We start from the raw sequence: 19980 nt of genomic DNA on the forward strand, positions 1-19980 counted from the left end.
AAAGTATATTTGTATAATATTTAAAAATTAAATTATGAAATGGATAGGTCGACGTCAAAGTGAAAATGTAGAAGACAGAAGAGGCATGTCTGGTGGAGGCAAAGCCATAATTGGTGGTGGAGCTATTGGAATTATAGTTTTATTGCTACAATTATTTGGAGGCGAAACAGGACAAAATATTGGAAATATTCTTGAGCAAACAAATGGTCAACAATCTCAACAAACAACCCAAACAGAATCAAGACCGTTAACAGAGGAAGAAAAAGAAATTGGCGCTTTTGTATCCACAGTTTTTGCAGATACAGAAGACATTTGGGCAAAAATATTCCAAGAAAACAACCTCGAATACCGCCAACCAAAAATGGTATTATTTACAGAAGCAGTGGAAACAGCCTGCGGAAGTGCTACCTCCGCCTCTGGACCATTTTATTGTCCAGGTGACGAAAAAGTATATATGGATTTGGCATTTTTCAACGAACTTCAAACACGTTTTGGAGCCAAAGGTGGCGATTTTGCCATTGCTTATGTCATTGCACACGAGGTGGGACATCATATTCAAACCGTAATGAGAACCTCAAACAAAGTACGACAACTACAGCAAAATCAGAACCAAACCCAAGCCAATAAACTATCTGTAGCGCTGGAACTACAAGCAGATTTCTATGCTGGGCTTTGGGCAAAATACAACCAAGAAAATCTTGATATGGACGATCTAGATGAAGCCCTCAGCGCAGCGCAAGCAGTAGGCGACGATGCCATTCAAAGTAGAACACAAGGTCATGTGGAACCAGATTCCTTTACACACGGAACTTCAGAACAACGTAAATATTGGTTTATGAAAGGTTTTAAAACTGGCGATATTCGTCAAGGCGATACCTTTGCAGAAATAAATTAATTTTCTTTTGGGCATTCCCAAAAACAAAAAACTTGTTTTAATCACCATTGTGAATAAAACAAGTTTTTCGTCTGGCTTTCGGCTTTATCTTTTTTATTTTATCATCTTGCGCTTGTCGAAAGACAAAAATAAAAAAGGATTCCGCCTTAAACAAAGTTCACTGAACTCCTATGAAAATAAATATTATGTGAAGTAATTCCTAATGCAACAAATACTTATTTTATTCTGCAATATGGGATGATAATTTACAAAAGAGAATGAAAAAGCTAACCATCATATTATTCGTCCAATTACATAACAGATTAAATAATATTACCACTTCACCTTTTTAATATAAACATATTAGCAAAAAAAACCAATAGTTAACAATATCAGTTAAGCCCAATTACTCGGTCTGTCTGCTATAGTTAGGGTGTGTTTTTAGGCTCCCGATAGATCAGGATTAAAGTTAGTTTCGTATTTGGAAGTTCAGTCTTGAATTAATACATTTGGCTTGTCAAATCATCAACTTTTGCTAAACTGTTGTGCATCAGTTTACAATATGGAGAAAAAAGATATCAACATTTCAAATCACATCGAATTCAGTTGTTGTTTGTAATCTTTCAAAAGGGATATTTTTTTTAAAGTAGCTACCAATGATGATAAAATATTTATTTCAAAATTTATAAAAGTGTAAGATTTTTAATTTAAAATATTGGGATATGAGAAATTTAATTTTATCATTGTTTCTAACTATTAGTTTGAATGGATTTGGCCAAATTCAAACCAGAAAAGTTTTGTTTTTAGGAAATAGTTATACCTATGTTAATGATTTGCCTCGAATTGTTTCTGATTTAGCAGCAAATACTGGCGATATTTTGATTTATAACAGCAATTTAATTGGAGGTTACACACTCGAAAATCATTTTGCAAGTACCGTTTCAAAAAATAAAATTCTTTCCAGCAACTGGGATTATATTGTGTTGCAAGAACAAAGTCAGCGACCTGCGTTTATAGGTGCTTTAGCATTTTTAAATTCATTTGGGGATTTGAAAGGTTTTATAAAACAAAACAAACCTTGTGCCCAAATTACTTCTTTTATGACATGGGGATATCAGAATGGAGATACACAAAATTGTGCAACTAACCCAAGTGTATGCACCTATACAGGTATGGATAATCTTATAAAGGATAGATATATGGAGTTTTCAAATGTGTTTGAATCAGAAGTTACACCAGTTGGTGTAGTTTGGAGATATATAAAACAAAATTATCCAAACATTAATTTGTATCAATCAGATGGTAGTCATCCATCATTAGCAGGTTCTTATCTTGCTGCTTGTTGTTTTTATACCTCAATATTTAGGAAAAATCCAGCATTGATTTCTAATAATTATGGACTAGATGCCAATACGGCTTCAATTATAAGAAACGCAACAAAAACTTTAGTGTTTGATCAAATGTTAAATTGGTATATCGGAAAGTACGTTCCAAATGCTAACTTTAATTATAAAATTGGTATTGGAACTAATCAAATTGTCATTGACAGCGTTACACCAACATACCGCGATTCTGTTATTTGGGATTTTGGAGACGGAACAACATCAACGGCAGCATTACCACCATCCCACAGTTATGCAACAGAAGGAAATTACACTGTTAAATTGACCTCAAATAAATGTTATTTGGGTCAAAATCTCACTTCAATTTTTGAACGAAAAGTCAATTTTTGCTCACACACCAATACTATTCTCCCAAATTATTTAGTACTTTGTCCCAATGTATCTGGAACAATTTCGACACAAACTGCGGACAGTTATCAATGGTTAGATTTTTATGGAAACCCTATTGCTGGTGCAACCAATCAATCTTTAACGGTTTTTTCGGGTCAATCAATTAGCGTACTAACAACCTTTAATGGCTGTACAGAAAGATCACCTCAAATGGTAATTGATGCTTATATAGATATAGGTGGTGGTAGCCCTTGTAATTTAGGTATTATCGAAGTTGATAAACCATATGAAATAACCACTTTTCCAAATCCAACTCAAAACATTTTAAATGTTCAAACTACTGTAATCATCAAAGAGATTTCAGTTTATGATGTGTTAGGTAAAAAAGTAATTACTAATAAAGTTTCAGTTGATTCAGTTGATGTTTCTAATCTAGCAAAAGGAATCTATATAATCAAAGTTCTTGGAGAAGATGATAAAAAATTTACTGCAAAATTTATTAAAGAATAAACAATGAAAACAAATTTTTTAATATTAATTTATTGGTATTAAGGTCATGTGAAAAAGAGTATGATTCCTCAACTCTTCAGAAAGTTACAAAGAAAAGGCTAGCAATAGGCTAGTTAAAATGTTTTCGCTACACGATTAAAATGTAGCTCTTGCTTGAAGTCCTGTATCAAAAACTAAAATATTGTTAGCACTTAATGGACACTTTTTTATTAATTCTTTTAAAGCAAACTCTTGTTTAATAAACGATTGTTGTGTAAATATTTTTGAATTAATAGGAATGTTAGAAAAAGTAATACGAAACTCGTTTCACAAAGATTCATATTTTCAAAACCAAATATCTAATGTAATTATTTGATACAATCAAAGCATAATCGTCTGTAAAATCACAAATAAATATACTCATCAAAAGTATGTTTTACAATTTTATACACCAGAAAAAGATGTTAATATCTGCAAGAGTATAGAAAAAGAATAATTACACTTCGTTAACATTTGAAACATTAATAATTTGATTAACAATATTTTAACAAACTATAATTTGCAATGACTGTTTAATACTTTAATTTTATAATCAAATAATCAAATAATCAAATAATCAAATAATCAAATAATCAAATAATCAAATAATCAAATAATCAAATGAAATTGAAAATAATACTTTTAACAAAAATTAAAAAATCCATCTTGTTTTTTGTTTTTATGCTCCTTTTACCAATTATTTCATTAGGACAAAATAATGGGCTAGGACAATACTTAACCAATCAAACATTATTGCATACATCTGGAAATAGACAATATGCTATATATATTCCAGTAAACTATAATAGTGCGCAACCAGTACCATTGATATTACTTTTTCATGGTTTTACCAATACAATTAGTACCATGTTCAATGATTCAGAAATGCAAGCTTTGGCAGATGCGAATAAGTTTATTTACGCAATACCTCAAGGTTTGGGTAATTTGCCTGGATGGAGTATAGGTTTAAGCTTTGGTGGAAATGCAGACGATCTAGGATTTGCAAGAAGTTTAATTGATAGAATTGCTTTAAATTATAGTATTAATCCCAAGAGAGTCTATGCAGCTGGATTTTCTAATGGAGGGTTTTTTAGCTACCAATTGGCTTGCCAACTTAGTGACAAAATTGCTGCAATAGCTTCTGTGGCTGGAAGTATGAATCCTGCTTGGATAAGTGGCAGTAATCCTACTTGCAACCCACAACACCAAATGCCCATTTTACAATTTACTGGAACAAATGATAATGTAATTCCAATTGCTGGTGGAAATGGCGGTAGTCCACTTAATAATGTTTTTAATTACTGGAAAAGTTTTAACAATACAAATGCAACGCCAACAATAACAAATATAAATTCTGTTACACAACGTACAGTTTATAATAATGGAAATAATGGTGCTACTGTCGAATTTATAGAAATTGGAGGTAGAGGACACGAATGGCCAAAAACTACGACTACAGGACTCAGAGAAAATGCATCTATTAGAATTTGGGATTTCTTTTCAAGATATGATATAGATGGTATAATTACACCATTATCTGTTAATACATTCGATAAAACTGGAGTTTCTATTTATCCGAATCCAACAAATTCTGTCATAACTATCAATAATGTAAATTTTCTGGATAAGGAACAATACAATATTGCTACTGTTACCGGTCAAGTTATAATGACTGGAAAAATGGCTTCTTCTAGTCAACAAATCGATATTTCCAATTTAAGTGATAGTATTTATTTTTTAAATATTGGTGATAGTACTTTCAAGATAATTAAAATCCAATAAATCAAATCGAATGCAGCTTGGGCTCAATCGAACAAGGCTTAGGCTCAATCGAATTAATTTTACATAAACTCGCAACCCACAACTTCTTACCCCAACCAACCTTCTCTATCCAAACTTCTGTATTGAATGGCTTCCGCAATATGCGATGAAACCACCTTTTCTGCACCTTCCAAATCGGCAATAGTTCTAGATACTTTCAAAATTCTATCAAAAGCACGCGCCGAAAGATTCAAACGTTCCATGGCTGTTTTCAGTAATTGCAAAGAATCATCATCAAGTGCACAATGCTCTCGAATTTGTTTGGTACTCATTTGTGCATTATAATGTATATTATCAAAAAGTTCAAAGCGTTCCGTTTGAATTTCCCTTGCCGCAGTAACGCGCTTTCTAATATCCACACTACTTTCCCCATTGCGTTTTTCAGTTAGTTTTTCAAAAGGAACTGGTGTCACTTCAATATGAATGTCTATTCTATCCAAAAGTGGTCCAGAAATCTTGCTCAAATAGCGTTGCATTTCATTTGCCGATGAGGTATTGGGCGAATCTGGATCATTAAAATAGCCACTCGGACTAGGATTCATACTGGCCACCAACATAAAAGAAGATGGATAAGTGATGGTAAATTTTGCTCTAGAAATAGTCACTTCTCTATCTTCCAAAGGCTGTCGCATGACTTCTAAAACTTCCCGTTTGAATTCTGGCAATTCATCCAGAAACAAAACCCCATTGTGTGCCAAGGATATTTCGCCAGGCTGCGGATAACTTCCGCCACCAACTAGCGATACACTCGAAGCAGTATGATGCGGAGAACGAAATGGCCTTTGATTCATCAAACCAACATCTTTTACTTTGCCCGCCACACTGTGAATTTTGGTGGTTTCCAAAGCTTCTTTCAAAGTCATTGGTGGCAAAATACTAGGCAAACGTTTGGCTAACATTGTTTTTCCGGAACCTGGAGGACCTATTAAAATAATATTGTGACCACCCGCTGCTGCAATTTCCATGCACCGCTTAATCCCTTCTTGACCACGAACTTCAGAGAAGTCAAAATCTGGGAAATCCAAGGTTTTATAAAATTCTTCTCGGGTATTAATTATAGTGGGTTCTAATGTTCCATTTCCTTCAAAAAAATCAATGACTTCCATTACATTTTCTACGCCGTAAACATCTAATCCAGAAACTATAGCAGCCTCTTTTACGTTTTGTTTCGGCAGAAAAAATCCTTTGTAACCTTCTTCTTTAGCTTTTATAGCAATTGGCAAAACGCCTTTTATGGGTTGCAAACTACCATCCAATGATAGTTCGCCCATAATGAGATAATTACCAACTTCTTCAGATTTTATCTGTCCTGAAGCTGCCAATATTCCAATGGCCAATGTCAAATCGTAGGCAGAACCTTCTTTTCTCAAATCGGCGGGTGCCATATTGATGGTTATTTTCTTAACAGGAAGATTATAACCGTTATTTTTTAAAGCAGCAGCAATACGATAACTACTTTCTTTTATAGCATTATCTGGCAAACCAACTAAATGGTAGCCAACTCCTTTATCAATATTGACTTCAACGGTTATTGTCGTGGCTTCAACTCCAAAAACGGCACTTCCAAAAACTTTAATTAACATGGCTTATATTTTAGATTTTAAAAATAGATATTATTTGCTTAATATCACACCTTTGATGTAATTAGTTTTAATGATAATTTTCCTCGTTTCTATGTTGAAGTTCATTAAGGATTTTTCTTATTTTCCTTATGAAAAAATTATTAAAATTGGATAATAATACAACTAGAGTTAAGTAATTTGGAATTATTTGGCTAAATATAATTGTATAAGACAATCTTGCTATCGGGATATAAATTTCATTTTGGTGTGAAACCTAATAATTTATTGGAAATAGTCAATTTTTTATTTGAAGTTTGTGTTTGATTATGAATATTTGTTAGATTTTAAAAGATTTAAACAAAAGCTTTAATTGGAATATTAAAAGTTTAAGCCTTCTCTAAAATCTTATTGTCAAAACCAAATAAATGGTCTTTCTTAATCATATCGGCAATACCAGAAGGAAGCAGTTCTTCCCAGCCAGCTTGATTTTCACTAATCATTTTGAGTACTTTTCGAGAAAATATTTTAAGGTTGTCTCTTTCAAAATCCGTAATATCAATAACTTTTCCATTGTAGGCAAAGAATTTGTACAATTCCTTCATACGTGGATGTACCTTAAGATTTTGTGAATTGATGACATTTCCATCTTCGTCTTCCATTGGGTACAAAAAAACTTTTAAATCGCGGTAAAAAAGTTTTCCAAATGCTTCCAAAATGCCACCACTCAAATGACGATAGTATTTCTCGTCAAAAACATCAATTAAATTATTTACTCCCAGAGCCAATCCCATTCTTTCTTTCGTGTAATTAGAAAAATATTCTACAACTTTATAGTATTCTTGAAAATTGGAAATCATAACTGTCTGACCCAAAGAGCATAACAATTCTGCTCTGTCCATAAAATCGCGTTCATCAATTTCGCCACCTGAACTTAAATTGGATAACGTGATTTCGAAAATAACGAGCGTATTTTCTTTTTTTACTTTATTACCATCAACAAACATTTGAAGCGATTTCTCGTACATGTCCATATTTACTTTGGTTACAGGACGGAAACTGCCACGTAATGCCAAAATATTTTTTTTGTACAAAACAGCTGCTGGTAAATATTTTTCCCAGTAGGATCAAACATCACAGCATCTGTCATTCTATTTTTTACCAGTTGCAAACTCATTAATCTGTTGTCTACATCGGCAAATCGTGGTCCAGAAAAATTTATAGTATCTATTTCTAGTTGGTCAATATCAATATGATCATATAAATAGCGTAGTAATCTTTTTGGATCATTGTATTTATAAAAGGCGCCATAAATTAAATTTACACCTAGTTTACCTAGGGTTTCTTGTTGCAATTTGCCATCGGTTTCTTTAAAACGGATGTGCAAAAGTATCTCGTTATAAGCTTCATCGGAATCAATTTGGTATCGAATTCCAACCCAACCATGACCTTTAAATTGTTTTGCAAAATCTATAGTGGCAACCGTATTGGCGTAGCTAAAAAACATTTTGGTAGGATGCTTGTCTCTATTTAAACGCTGTTCAATCAAGTCTACTTCATGATCCAACATTTTTTTAAGACGACTTTCGGTTACATACCGACCATCTTCTTCAATACCATAAATAGCATCACTAAAATCTTTATCGTATGCAGACATTGCTTTTGCAATAGTTCCAGAAGAACCACCAGCTCTAAAAAAATGACGAACTGTTTCTTGACCGGCACCAATTTCTGCAAAGGTCCCATAAATATTGTCGTTAAGATTTATTCTCAAAGCTTTGTCGGTCGTTGATGGAATTTTCTCAATAACCTTGTCTCCTTTAAGCGTGATTTCTGTGTCCAATTTTTTATTTATTGAATTAATACTTTGCAAAGTTAACAAAATACGAAGTTTTACATCAAAATTATCTTTATTTTTGTAAAAAATTATTCGCTTGAAAATCTATTTTTTAGGAACTGGCACATCACAAGGTATTCCCGTAATAGGAAGCCAACATTCTGTGTGCAAAAGTGTAAATCCAAAAGACCATCGATTGCGAGTTTCTATTTGGATTGAATGGGATGATTTATCCATTGTCATTGATTGTGGGCCAGATTTCAGACAACAAATGCTTACTTCCAACTGTCAAAAAGTAGATGCCATTCTCTTCACCCATGAACATTCGGATCATACTGCTGGTTTGGACGATATTCGACCATTTTTTTTTAAACAAGGAAATATTCCTATTTATGGTCACGAAAGAATTCTAAAAAATTTAAAAAAACGTTTTGATTATATTTTTGAAACCGAAAATAGATATCCAGGTGCTCCAGGTGTTACTGAAGTAGAAGTTGTCAATAATCAAAATATAATTTTAGAAAATAAAATAATAATTCCCATAAACTTCATGCATGGCAATTTGCAAGTTTTTGGATACAGATTTGATAACTTTGCGTATCTAACCGATGTTAAAACTATTGAAAATTCCGAGATTGAAAAGCTAAAAAATTTAGATGTTTTGGTTGTAAATGCTTTGCGAGAAGAGCCACATGACACCCATTTTAATTTGGAAGAAGCATTGGATTTTATTAATATTGTAAAGCCAAAAAAAGCTTACCTAACTCACATTAGTCACATATTGGGCTTTCATGATGAGGTACAAAAAAAATTGCCAGAAAATGTATTTTTGGCTTATGATAATTTGACAATTAATTTATAATAATAATGAAAAAAATAATTTTATACGCTTTAATATTTTCAGTTTTAATGAATATTTTTCAGTTTATGTATTCTACCAAAAAATTCAATTTTGAAACAGCTCAAAATGAAAAATATCGTACAAGAATGAAAGATAGTCTTACCAAAATGGTAGCTGAAAAAGAAGAAGGCGATTACTTTTCGTTATCTTATAATGACAAAGCCATTGATTATTTGGAGCAATATGATGTCCAAAAATTAATGCCAAAAGTTAAAGAAAAATTAATGGATTTAAACACAAATCCTGCTGGAAATAAATTGATTCCCTACGATCAAATGGTTATTAACAAAGTTAGGTTTCTAAACCACCGATGGATTATTGCCGATTTTACTGGGCCATCTGGTTGGGGCGAAATTATTATTAAGTATTTTATTGAAAAAGATGAAAGTGTAACTTTTGAGACTGCGGAAACATTGTTGTATCCACAAGAATAGTCTTTAATGAAGAAGTTATTTTGGATTTTTTAACCACAAAGGTCACGAAGAAAAGCACAAAGGTCACGATACAAATATAAATAAAATTTTAATTAAGCTCACGAAGATTCATAGATTTTCCGAATTCTTGGTAAACCTTGTGATTTCTTTGTGACTTAGTGGTAAAATCTTAGTGAACTTTGTGGTTTAATCTTTGTGGACTTTGTGGTTAAATATTTTCCAACCATTTTTTAAAATCAAAAAAGTTGCTAGGAGAAATTCCGTGACCTATAGGATATTCTTTATACACATTTTCAATTCCTAAACTATCCAGCATAGGTTTTGCTTTTCGTGCCCAATCTACTGGAACTACTTGATCAACCGTGCCGTGTGAAGCGAATATTTTCAATTGAGAAAAGTCATTTTTTTCAAAACCATCTTTTGCAATTTCTGTATTAAAATAGCCACTCATAGCCACTATTCTTTTGACTTTTTCTGGATACGACAAACCAACAGCATAACTCAAAATGCAACCTTGACTAAAACCAATTAATGTTATATCATTTGCATCAATTGGATAATTTGCAACCAATTCATCTATAAATTCAGCAATCAAATCTCGAGAAGTCCGGGCTTGATTTAAGTCTGAAAACTTCTTTTCATCGGCATCAAAATCAATGGCATACCAAGCGTAGCTTTCATATTGCATGTTGTATGGCGCACGTGCAGAAACGACATAATATTCTTCTGGCAATTCTGATGCAAATGAAAATAAATCTTGCTCGTTGCTGCCATAACCGTGAAGCAATAGCAGTAATGGATTTTTATCTAATTTTATTTTTGGTTCTCTAATGAGGTGATGGAGTTTCATTTTGATTTAGGAATTATGATTTGATATTTGGGCTTTGGAATTAAAACTATAAGTTTTTAAATAATTTTTGGAAAAATTCTCCAACAATGGGAACCAATTTTTGTTCACCTTGAATAGCACCCACAAAACCATAAATCCACAATATAAATATGAAAAGATAAAATCCAGAGGAGACACCCCAATTGTCAAAATAGCTAACAAAATAGCCTAATGCAAACCAAGATACAAATATTCCTAGTGACTGTCTGATATGAAATGAAGCGAAATTATTTTTAGTTTCATTGTTCATAAAAATAGCGATAACAGTTCCAATAAAAGTCAAATAACTTATAATGGCAGTTTGCTTTCCTTGTTCGATATTGTTTTCCATTTTTTGTTACTTTAAGATAAGATTAATTGATTTTGATTGTAAATTCCATATACTTTTCCTTTCAATTGTTGATTTAAAAAGGCAGAATTTTTTGATTTTGAAAGTATATTTTCTAATGTAAAAATTGATTTTCCTTCTGGATTAAATAAACTAATATTGGCTTTTTCACCTTCTTCCAAACCTTTATTTTCTTGACCAAAAATAACTCTTCCCGATGTTAACTTTTCAATAATAATGTCCAAAGGTAAAATACTTTGTAAACTTCCAAATGCACTTTCTAATCCAATAGTTCCATTTTTTGCCAAATCAAATTCCATTTTTTTGTTTTCAATATCAATAGGATTATGGTCAGATGTAATGCAATCAATAGTATTGTCTATAATTCCAGCAATCAATGCTTTTCTATCGTCCTCGGTGCGAAGTGGTGGCGAAACTTTAAATCTTGTATCAAAACCTTCAATAGATTCGTCGGTTAAAATCAAATTGTGAATAGCAACACTGCATGTAACATATAAACCTTTTGCTTTGGCATCTTTTATTAATTGAACCGATTTTGCTGTTGAAATGGTTGGAATATGCAATTTTCCTCCAGTATATTCTAAAATAAAAAGGTTTCTGGCTATAATTAATTCTTCTGCAAGCGATGGAATTCCTTTCAAACCCAACATAGTAGAAACGATACCTTCATTGACCAATCCTTTTCCTTTTATGGTATTGTCTTGGCAAAATGCAATAACCAATCCGTCAAAATCTTGTGTGTATTGCAAACTTATTTTGAGCAAATTCGCATTGTCCAGACTTTTATTATAATCACCAAAAGCCATTGCTCCAGCATTTTTCATATCAAAAAGTTCTGCTAATTCAATCCCTTCACTATTTTTTGTTAATGCACCAATTGGGAAAAGTTGGGTTGCAAAACCATTCGCTTTTTGTCTTACAAAGTTAATTTGCGATTGGTTGTCCAGAATAGGGAAGGAGTTAGGTTGCAAACAAATGCCTGTGAATCCTGATTTTGCGGCTACTTGTAATCCGTTTGCAATAGTTTCTCGATTCTCAAAACCTGGTTCGCCGAACGAAACACTACTGTCGAACCAACCTTTGGAAACGTGCAGATTTTCTAATTTGAGTTCTTCAAAATTCTCAGTGTTTTGAATATTGGAACTCATTTTTTCAATCAAACCGTTATTGATTTTGATATCAATGACTTGATTGTGAAAATCACTTTTTGGATCAATAATTCGGGCATCTCTGATAATTAGATTCATTTTACAAATTTTTGTATCAATATTTCGAGAAAAATAAATAATAAAGTAATAATAAGAAACCATTTCCAAACTTGACTATCAGTTCTGTCAATTTGGATTGTTTCAAAAAAGGTCTCAATACTTTCAATTTTGTTCAAATCTGATAAAGTTTCATTGCTTGGCTTCTTTAAATTACTTTCTTTTCGATCAAAATTGAAACTGATGTTTTCGACCATTTTATTATTTTGCATCACTTCAAAATTTCCAGCTTGTTTTGGATTATCAGCACAAGTTATTTTTACTTTATCGTTCATAATTTGTTGCGACGGAATAAATTCTTCTGATGCATTTTTTATAGAAATAATTTCGTTATTGTTTATTTTGGCTGCAATTAAGATTGAATTTGAATTGCCAATCGTTTCAGCTTTCACTCCATTTTTGTCATTGCTTAAACCCATTTTATAAAAAGTTGGCACAATAAGTGGCGAATTCTGAAAATTGCTATTGGTTTTGTTAACTGGTGCAGAAAAAACAAATAAATTTCCCATTTGTTTTTGTACCGAAGTTAAAAAAGCACTTTGATCATCGTAACTTATTGCTTGAGGAAAATTGCTTTTTACAATAAATGATTTTAAGACATTTGGATATTGAAAATTGGTAATTTTTTTTTCAAATACATTAGAGAACAATGGATTTGAAAAATTAATCTTGGTTATCTTTTTTTCTTGCATTTGAAGATCTTGAAATTGAATGCCGCCAAAAACACTTAAAAAAGCATTCAAATTGGAAATTTCATTTTTATCTGATGGTATCAAAACCACATTGCCACCTTTTTCGACAAACGATTTCAAGTTAGTTTGCAATGCTACTGGAATATTATCAAGTTCATTTAAAATAACAGCATCTTGTTTGTTTAGCTGACTGTAATCTAAAGTTGTAATACTAGAATTTGAATAATTAAATTCGGGTTTTGTATAAATTCTCGACAAAAAATTACTCTTTTCAGCTTCACCAATACTTAAAACAGAAGTTAATTTAGGTTTAGAAATTGTAAAATACAATGTATTGTCGAAAGCCAAACTATTATCATTGATGCTGACATAACCATGAAAATCTTTTTTCGGAATTGTAAAATTGACTATTTCTTTATTCTTTTTTAAATTAAGAATCGTTTTGGCAATCAATTCTTTTTGGTTGTAAACAGAAACTGGAATGGCTTTATCTTCTTCAGAATTTGACGAAAACTGAACGGTTATTTCATAAAAATTATCGAGCGTTTGCGACATATAAACACTATCGATTGCGATATTTTTAAGTTGTTCTGCTTTTGGAATAATAAAATAGGTTTTATCGTTTTCTTTACTGCTTTTTAAATGATTTTTGTTCATTCCAATAGCATCGGTGATCACAACAATATCTTTGTTTACAAACGTTTTTCGAGATTTTATTTTCGTTAAAGCGGTTTCTAAAGAAAATGGAATCGCACTGTATTTTAAGTTTTGTAAGTCTTTTTCGATTGCATTAATATTGGTGTCCCAATAATTTTCATCGTTGGTAATCAATGAAAAATTACTGTTTTCTGGCGCAAACTCCATCAAATCTTGTACAGCTCGTTTCAATAATTCGCCTTTCTGACCTTTGGCTTGCATACTGTAAGAATTGTCAAGAACCACAAACAATTCGTTGTTGCTATTTTCGCTATCTTTTGCTTTAAAAAATGGTTGTGCGAAGGCAAAAATTAAAAATGTCAATAGTAATAATCTTGTGGTGAGAAGTAGCCATTTTTTAATTTTTGAGCTTTTTCGAGTTTGGATGGAGAGTTCCTTTAGAAATTTGACATTGGTAAAAAACTCTTTTTTAAACTTTCTGAGTTGAAATAAATGCACCAGAATTGGAATGACCAATAAAAAAAGAAAATATAGAATTTCTGGGTGTTTAAATTGCATTAAGAATCAATTACGAATTAAAAATTACGAATTACGATAAAAACCAAGCGTTTAAGACTTGCGAATACAATATTAAATCATTTTTGATTACTTGATTTGTAATGATTTTTTCAAAGATAATTATCAATTGTCAATTATCAATTATTAATGATAACTATTTTTTCTTCTTCTTTGCTGCTCTAGTTTTCAAAATATTTCTATTAACAGAAGTTCCTGTTTTTTTCTTGGTTTTTGATGGACCACCCAAATTGACTTTTTTATTTTTTTCTGACTTTTCGTGGTGTGATGCGCCACCGTCTAAAGTCACTTTCTTCATTAAAAACTTGACGACTTCCCTTTCTTTTTCAGAACCAATCAATAATTTTGAAATTTCAACTTCCAACGGCAATTCCAAAATTTCAATTTCTTTTCCCATTAAAACTTCGGCAGCAAATTTAATTTCTTCTTCTCGCGGGGCAATAAAACTGATGGCAATTCCGCTTGCATCGGCTCGACCAGTACGACCAATCCTGTGAATATATTGTTCCGGCAATTCGGGTGCTTCAAAATTAATTACGTGTGTCACATTGGAAATATCCAAACCACGCGCCATAATATCTGTAGTAATTAATCCACGCAATTCGCCTTCTTGAAAAGTTGCCATGGTGGTTAATCTGTAATTCTGAGATTTATTGGAATGTATCACGCCAAATTGATCAGGAAAATCGGCATCAATTCGTTCGTGAAGCATATCGGCAATTTTCTTGTTGTTTACAAAAACCAGAATTCGAGACATGCCATCATTAATATGCAATAAATGTTTTAGTAGATTAGTTTTCGTATTAAAATTGGGAACATTATACGAAAGTTGTTCGATTTTTTCCAATGGAGTTCCAGATTGTGCCAGCGAAACCTCTTCTGGAAAATCGAAATAATCATTCAAAATAGCATCCACTTCGTCAGTCATTGTAGCAGAAAATAATATATTTTGACGTTTGGTTCGAAGCATCGCAAGAATAGAAGTAATTTGAGTTCTAAAACCCAAATTTAACATTTCATCAAACTCGTCAATGACTAATTTTTGGGTATCATCGAAACGAATTACGGCATCGAGCGCCAAATCCATGACTCGACCAGGTGTACCAACCAAAATATCGACACCTTCATATACTTGTTTTTTTTGTGTATTGATATTCACACCACCATAAATTCCTAAAGTACTAACCGACATATATTTTGTCAATTTCTCCACTTCTTCCGCCACTTGAACAACAAGCTCACGTGTGGGAACCAAAATTACGATTTTTGGCGTATTGGTATTCGTAAATTTATACTGTTTTAATAGTGGCAAAAGGTAGGCAAATGTTTTTCCAGTTCCCGTTTGTGCAATTCCCATCATGTCCCGTCCAGACATAATCACAGGAAATGATTTTTCCTGAATTGGTGTTGGCGTAGTCAATTGTAGATCATCTATCGCTTTTTGAATGGATTTTGGAAGATTGAATTGCTCGAAAGTTGACATTTTATTTAATTTTTGCAAAGGTATTCTATTAAAAGTAAATATATTGGTATATCGTAAATTTGTTCTTGTAAAATAATATAAGTTCAATGCTATAAATTTCGTACATTAGTTTGTTGTTAAATTAATATTCTTTTTAATATGAACGATAACTATTTAAAACAAGATTTTTATAATTATTTAAAAGAAGATTACCATTTATTTGACAAAGTAATTTCGTCAAATAAAAAATATTTTTTTGTTTGGGATTACGAAAATAAAAACAATCTTTGGGTTTCTAATTCCATTTGGAAAAAGTTGGGATTCAAATTTGAAAATCAAGACAATGATCTGCTTTTATGGAAATCTAAAGTGAATATGTTATTAACGCCACGACATAATTTCACTTCTATATTAGATAACGTTTTTCCAAAATTGGAAGTGGAATTTCAAAACGTTAAAGATGAAATTGTAACCACATCAATCAGTTTGTATCCAAAACGAAATAGTAAAAACAAGCTCACTAGAATAATAGGAGTTTTGGACAATAATTGGAATAATCTTTCATTAAATTATTCTGTCAATCAATTTGAAATTCTGATTGATTTATACAAATCATCATTTACAAATTTTGAAACTGTCGATAAGCTTTACAACGAAATTACGAAAGCAATTTGTAAAGGATTGAATATTTCTAGAGCGGGCATTTGGCAATTTGAGGATGATAAATTGGTATGTAAAAATTTATATGATGTTACTATTGATAGTTTTAACACAAGCCCAAATTTATTAAAAACTAGCTTTCCAAATTATTTCAAAGCTTTGCAAGAAGGATTAGCAATAGTTGCGGATGATGCACAAACAAATCATATTACAAATAAATTGAACAACGATTATTTGATTCCTTTGAACATCAAGAGTTTATTAGACATACCCATCAGAGAAAATGGCATACTTATAGGAACGTTGTGTTGTGAAAAAATAAAATTTAAAAAAAATTGGTCAGACAATGATATTTCTTTCGCCAGATCTATTGTAGATATTTTAGCCTTATTTATAGAAGAAAATGAAAGAAAAAAAGTAGAGGAAAATTTGCTTGAAAATCAAGAAAGGTTTGATTTTATATCGCAAAATATTTCTGATGGAATATTTATTTTGGAAAACTTAAAAATGGTTTTTGCTTCAAAATCGTATCTAAAAATGGTTGGATTTGATTTTATTGAAAAAGAATCTGCCCTAAGCAACGATTGTTTGCATCTAGTTCATGAAGATGATAAAGAAAGAATTGATAAAATTATCAAAGACGCAATTGATAATAAAACCCCAAAAATAAGATATACTTTTAGGTGTAAAAAACAAAATGGAGATATTATTTGGAGACAAGATATTATGAATATTCAATTTGATCCTAAAAAAAATTATCATAGAGCCATAGTCATTACAAGAGATATAACCCGAGAGAAGAATCATGAAATAGAAACCATCAAAAAGCAAAAGCAAACCGATTTGCAAAATAAACTTTTGGTAAAATTGTATTCAAATACAACAGAATTGTCTATTCAGGATAAAATAACAACGATAACCAGAATTGCATTGGAAGGATTAAATATTGATAGGTCAAACTACTGGGAATTGGAAGGAGAAACACTGGTTTGCAAAAATTTGATTGATATAACTGTTACGGATTCGCTTAAAAATCAAAGATTAAATATTCGAGATTTACCGAAATATTTTAGCGCAATAACAACGCAAACTGCATTAATTGCAGATAATGTAATGACCAACGAATCTACAACCGAACTGATTGATAATTATCTAAAACCTTTAGGAATTACAGATATGCTCGATATTCCAGTTCGAGAAAATGGTAAAGTTCATGGCGTTCTATGTTTCGAACATCGTGACGATCCAAGAGTTTGGTCAGAAAACGACATTACTTTTGCACGATCATTGGCAGATTTTTTAAGTTTGTCATTGGAAGAAAATAAAAGAAAAGAAGCAGAAAAGCAACTTCATGAAAAGCAAGAAAAACTTAAATTTATATTTGAAAATACCTCAGACGGAGTAGTTATTATTGAGAATAGACGAATAACCTACGCTTCACCCATATTTCAAAAACTTTCTGGTTACACTGAAGAAAGTCTAAAAAAAATGGGTAATGACGAGATATATAATTTGATTCATCCAGATGATTTTGAAAGAATTTCTAAATTAATTATGGTTAATTTGGAAAATAAATTGCAAATGTTTTCATACGACTATAAATTTAAATTGGCCAATGGTGAATTTGCTTGGCATGAAGATTCCGTTAATGTAATTTACAATCAAGACGGAAGCTATTCCAAATATATTTTAATATCTAGAGATGTTTCTGAGCGAAAAAAATCACATGAAAAACTTGTAGAAAGCGAGCAACAACTCAGATTAATTACAGAAAATTCTTCTGATGGTTTTGTCATTTTAGAAAACCATAAAATTAAATACGCTTCACCTTCTTACTGTAGTTTTTTAGGCTATGATTATAAAAGGATTGTTGAAAAAAAATCGGTTTATATTTATGATAGCATCCATCCAGACGATGTAGAAAGAATCAAAGAATTGGTTGGTTTTTATTTGAAAAATAAAATAGAATCCTTTAAATTTGAATACAGACTAAAAGATATTCATGGGAAATACCATTGGAGAGAAGATTTGGCCAATGTCATTTATGATGACAATCAGAAACCAGGTGAATATTCAAAATATATTATAAGTTCACGTGATATTGATGACAGAAAACTAATTGAAACAAAACTTTCCGAAAGCGAGCAACAACTAAGAATTATTTCAGAAAATACAACCGACGGTATATTTATTTACGAAAATAATATTGTTACCTACATGTCGCCTGCTTGCAAATATTTATTGAAATATACGCCAAAAGACGATGAAGATTTTACAATTGACCAAATGCTAAAAAATATACATCCGGATGATTTTGAAACCATTAAAAATTACATATACAATTGTTTAGAAAGTAAAATGGAAGCTTTCAAAATAGAACTTCGGGTTTTAGATATCAATGATGTATACAATTGGCGTGAAGATTCAGTGAATGTGATGTATGATAAAAAAGGTCAGTATTTGAAATACATTGTAGTAACCAGAGATATTTCTACCAGAAAAGAAGTAGAAAAAGAAAAGAACAGGTTACACAAAATTACCGAAAAGCAAAATCAAAAACTGATTAATTTTACACATATAGTATCGCACGATATCCGTTCGCACACCAGCAATTTATCTATGATATTGGATTTATTTTCAGAAACTCAAAATCCAGAAGACCAAGATCAATATTATCAAATGATGAAGGAAAGTACCATTAAATTGGCAGATACCATTTATTATTTAAACGAAACAGTGGCTGTTCAAAGTGGTATAAATAGCGATAGTAAAATCCTAAATTTGAAGGATGAAATTGAAAAATCGGTTTTAGGAATAAACGCATTTGTGAAAACCAATGAAGCCAAAATAAAAATTAATATTGATAAAAATATAACTTTAAATGCAACGCCATCTTATTTGGAAAGTATTATATTTAATCTCCTCACTAATGCAATTAAATACAAGTCCAATTTGAGAAATCCTGAAATAAATATTACAGCTTTAAAAATTAACGACGAAATAAAATTGAGCTTCCAAGACAATGGTTTGGGAATAGATTTAGCTAGAAATAAAGATAAAATATTTGGAATGTACAAAACCTTTCATGGCAATGATGACGCCATAGGACTAGGATTATTCATGGTAAAAAACCATATAGAGTCTATGGGTGGAAGAGTAGAAGTAGAGAGCGAAGTTGGCAAAGGAACCATTTTTAACTTGTATTTTATATGAGCAAAATAGACTTAACTTACATTATAGACGATGACAAGATTTTTACTTTTGTTCTAAAAAAGTTTTTAGAACAAAACAAAAATTTCAATGAAATTTTAGATTTTAAAAATGGTGAAGAGGTACTCTTAATGTTAACTTCACACGATTTTAAACCAGATGTCATACTGTTGGATATAAACATGCCAGTTATTGATGGTTGGCAATTTCTGGAAGCACTTGAAAAACTACCAAACAAGGAACGATTCAAAATTTTCATCATGTCATCCTCTATTGATAAAACCGATATTGAAAAGTCAAAAACTTTCTCGACAGTGATTGATTTTATTTCAAAACCAATAAATAATGAAAAGTTGAATAAGTTGGTGAGTTGTTTGTAGGGTTTTCATGGAAAATGAAATGTTTATAACAATTACATTTTGCCAATACAATTTTCTTTTTCGTGCCTATTCCAACTTTTCGCTCTAGCCCTCGTCTCAAAAGCTTTTTTTCTATGCTCGCAACAGGAGCTTCCTTTGGTCGCTCTGTTGCTC

The 19980-nt window shown here is 31.4% G+C and carries 13 protein-coding genes and 1 pseudogene; 7 read left to right on the plus strand and 7 right to left on the minus strand.

The features are described from left to right. Window positions 1-34: 34 nt before the first annotated feature. The 3 genes from RMN92_RS08025 to RMN92_RS08035 all read left to right on the plus strand — a co-directional run bounded on the left by RMN92_RS08025 (window position 35) and on the right by RMN92_RS08035 (window position 4917). Window positions 35-895 (plus strand): neutral zinc metallopeptidase, encoded by an 861-nt coding sequence (locus tag RMN92_RS08025; protein WP_309608951.1) that lies wholly within the window; start codon window positions 35-37, stop codon window positions 893-895. Window positions 896-1596: 701 nt separating this feature from the next. Then, a complete protein-coding gene (locus RMN92_RS08030) occupies window positions 1597-3117 on the plus strand; it encodes a T9SS type A sorting domain-containing protein (protein WP_309608952.1) in 1521 nt (506 codons plus the stop codon). Window positions 3118-3762: 645 nt separating this feature from the next. Further along, on the plus strand, window positions 3763-4917 hold the full coding sequence (locus RMN92_RS08035) for a T9SS type A sorting domain-containing protein (RefSeq protein ID WP_309608953.1): 1155 nt from the start codon (window positions 3763-3765) through the stop codon (window positions 4915-4917). 86 nt (window positions 4918-5003) lie between these two features. Here RMN92_RS08035 and RMN92_RS08040 read toward each other — a convergent pair whose 3' ends face one another. Then, window positions 5004-6539: a YifB family Mg chelatase-like AAA ATPase gene (locus RMN92_RS08040; protein ID WP_309608954.1), complete on the minus strand. Its 1536-nt coding sequence runs from the start codon at window positions 6537-6539 to the stop codon at window positions 5004-5006. 365 nt (window positions 6540-6904) lie between these two features. Further along, window positions 6905-8358: pseudogene (locus tag RMN92_RS08045) on the minus strand (TonB-dependent receptor). 91 nt (window positions 8359-8449) lie between these two features. Here RMN92_RS08045 and RMN92_RS08050 point away from each other — a divergent pair. Beyond that, window positions 8450-9214, plus strand: coding sequence for an MBL fold metallo-hydrolase (locus RMN92_RS08050; protein ID WP_309608955.1), 765 nt, complete (start codon window positions 8450-8452; stop codon window positions 9212-9214). Between the two features lie 5 nt (window positions 9215-9219). Continuing rightward, on the plus strand, window positions 9220-9687 hold the full coding sequence (locus RMN92_RS08055) for a hypothetical protein (protein WP_309608956.1): 468 nt from the start codon (window positions 9220-9222) through the stop codon (window positions 9685-9687). A gap of 208 nt (window positions 9688-9895) precedes the next feature. On the opposite strand, the gene RMN92_RS08060 is transcribed toward RMN92_RS08055, so the two are convergent. The 5 genes from RMN92_RS08060 to RMN92_RS08080 form a co-directional block, all read right to left on the minus strand. Beyond that, on the minus strand, window positions 9896-10537 hold the full coding sequence (locus RMN92_RS08060) for an alpha/beta fold hydrolase (RefSeq protein ID WP_309608957.1): 642 nt from the start codon (window positions 10535-10537) through the stop codon (window positions 9896-9898). Window positions 10538-10583: 46 nt separating this feature from the next. Beyond that, on the minus strand, window positions 10584-10907 hold the full coding sequence (locus RMN92_RS08065; RefSeq protein ID WP_309608958.1) for a hypothetical protein: 324 nt from the start codon (window positions 10905-10907) through the stop codon (window positions 10584-10586). A gap of 11 nt (window positions 10908-10918) precedes the next feature. Beyond that, window positions 10919-12172, minus strand: coding sequence for a dihydroorotase (locus tag RMN92_RS08070; protein WP_309608959.1), 1254 nt, complete (start codon window positions 12170-12172; stop codon window positions 10919-10921). Continuing rightward, the gene (locus RMN92_RS08075; protein WP_309608960.1) at window positions 12169-14097 is read right to left on the minus strand and encodes a BatA and WFA domain-containing protein; all 1929 of its coding nucleotides are present in this window, start codon (window positions 14095-14097) and stop codon (window positions 12169-12171) included. Before RMN92_RS08075 ends, RMN92_RS08070 begins: the two co-directional genes overlap by 4 nt. A gap of 154 nt (window positions 14098-14251) precedes the next feature. Next, window positions 14252-15598, minus strand: coding sequence for a DEAD/DEAH box helicase (locus RMN92_RS08080; protein ID WP_309608961.1), 1347 nt, complete (start codon window positions 15596-15598; stop codon window positions 14252-14254). Window positions 15599-15736: 138 nt separating this feature from the next. Here RMN92_RS08080 and RMN92_RS08085 point away from each other — a divergent pair, with 138 nt between their 5' ends. Next, window positions 15737-19450 (plus strand): PAS domain-containing protein, encoded by a 3714-nt coding sequence (locus tag RMN92_RS08085; protein ID WP_309608962.1) that lies wholly within the window; start codon window positions 15737-15739, stop codon window positions 19448-19450. Next, window positions 19447-19827 (plus strand): response regulator, encoded by a 381-nt coding sequence (locus tag RMN92_RS08090; protein WP_309608963.1) that lies wholly within the window; start codon window positions 19447-19449, stop codon window positions 19825-19827. The genes RMN92_RS08085 and RMN92_RS08090 overlap by 4 nt, the downstream gene beginning before the upstream one ends. Window positions 19828-19980 lie beyond the last annotated feature (153 nt).

Source organism: Flavobacterium sp. (assembly GCF_031363805.1).
Classification (GTDB): Bacteria; Bacteroidota; Bacteroidia; order Flavobacteriales; family Flavobacteriaceae; genus Flavobacterium.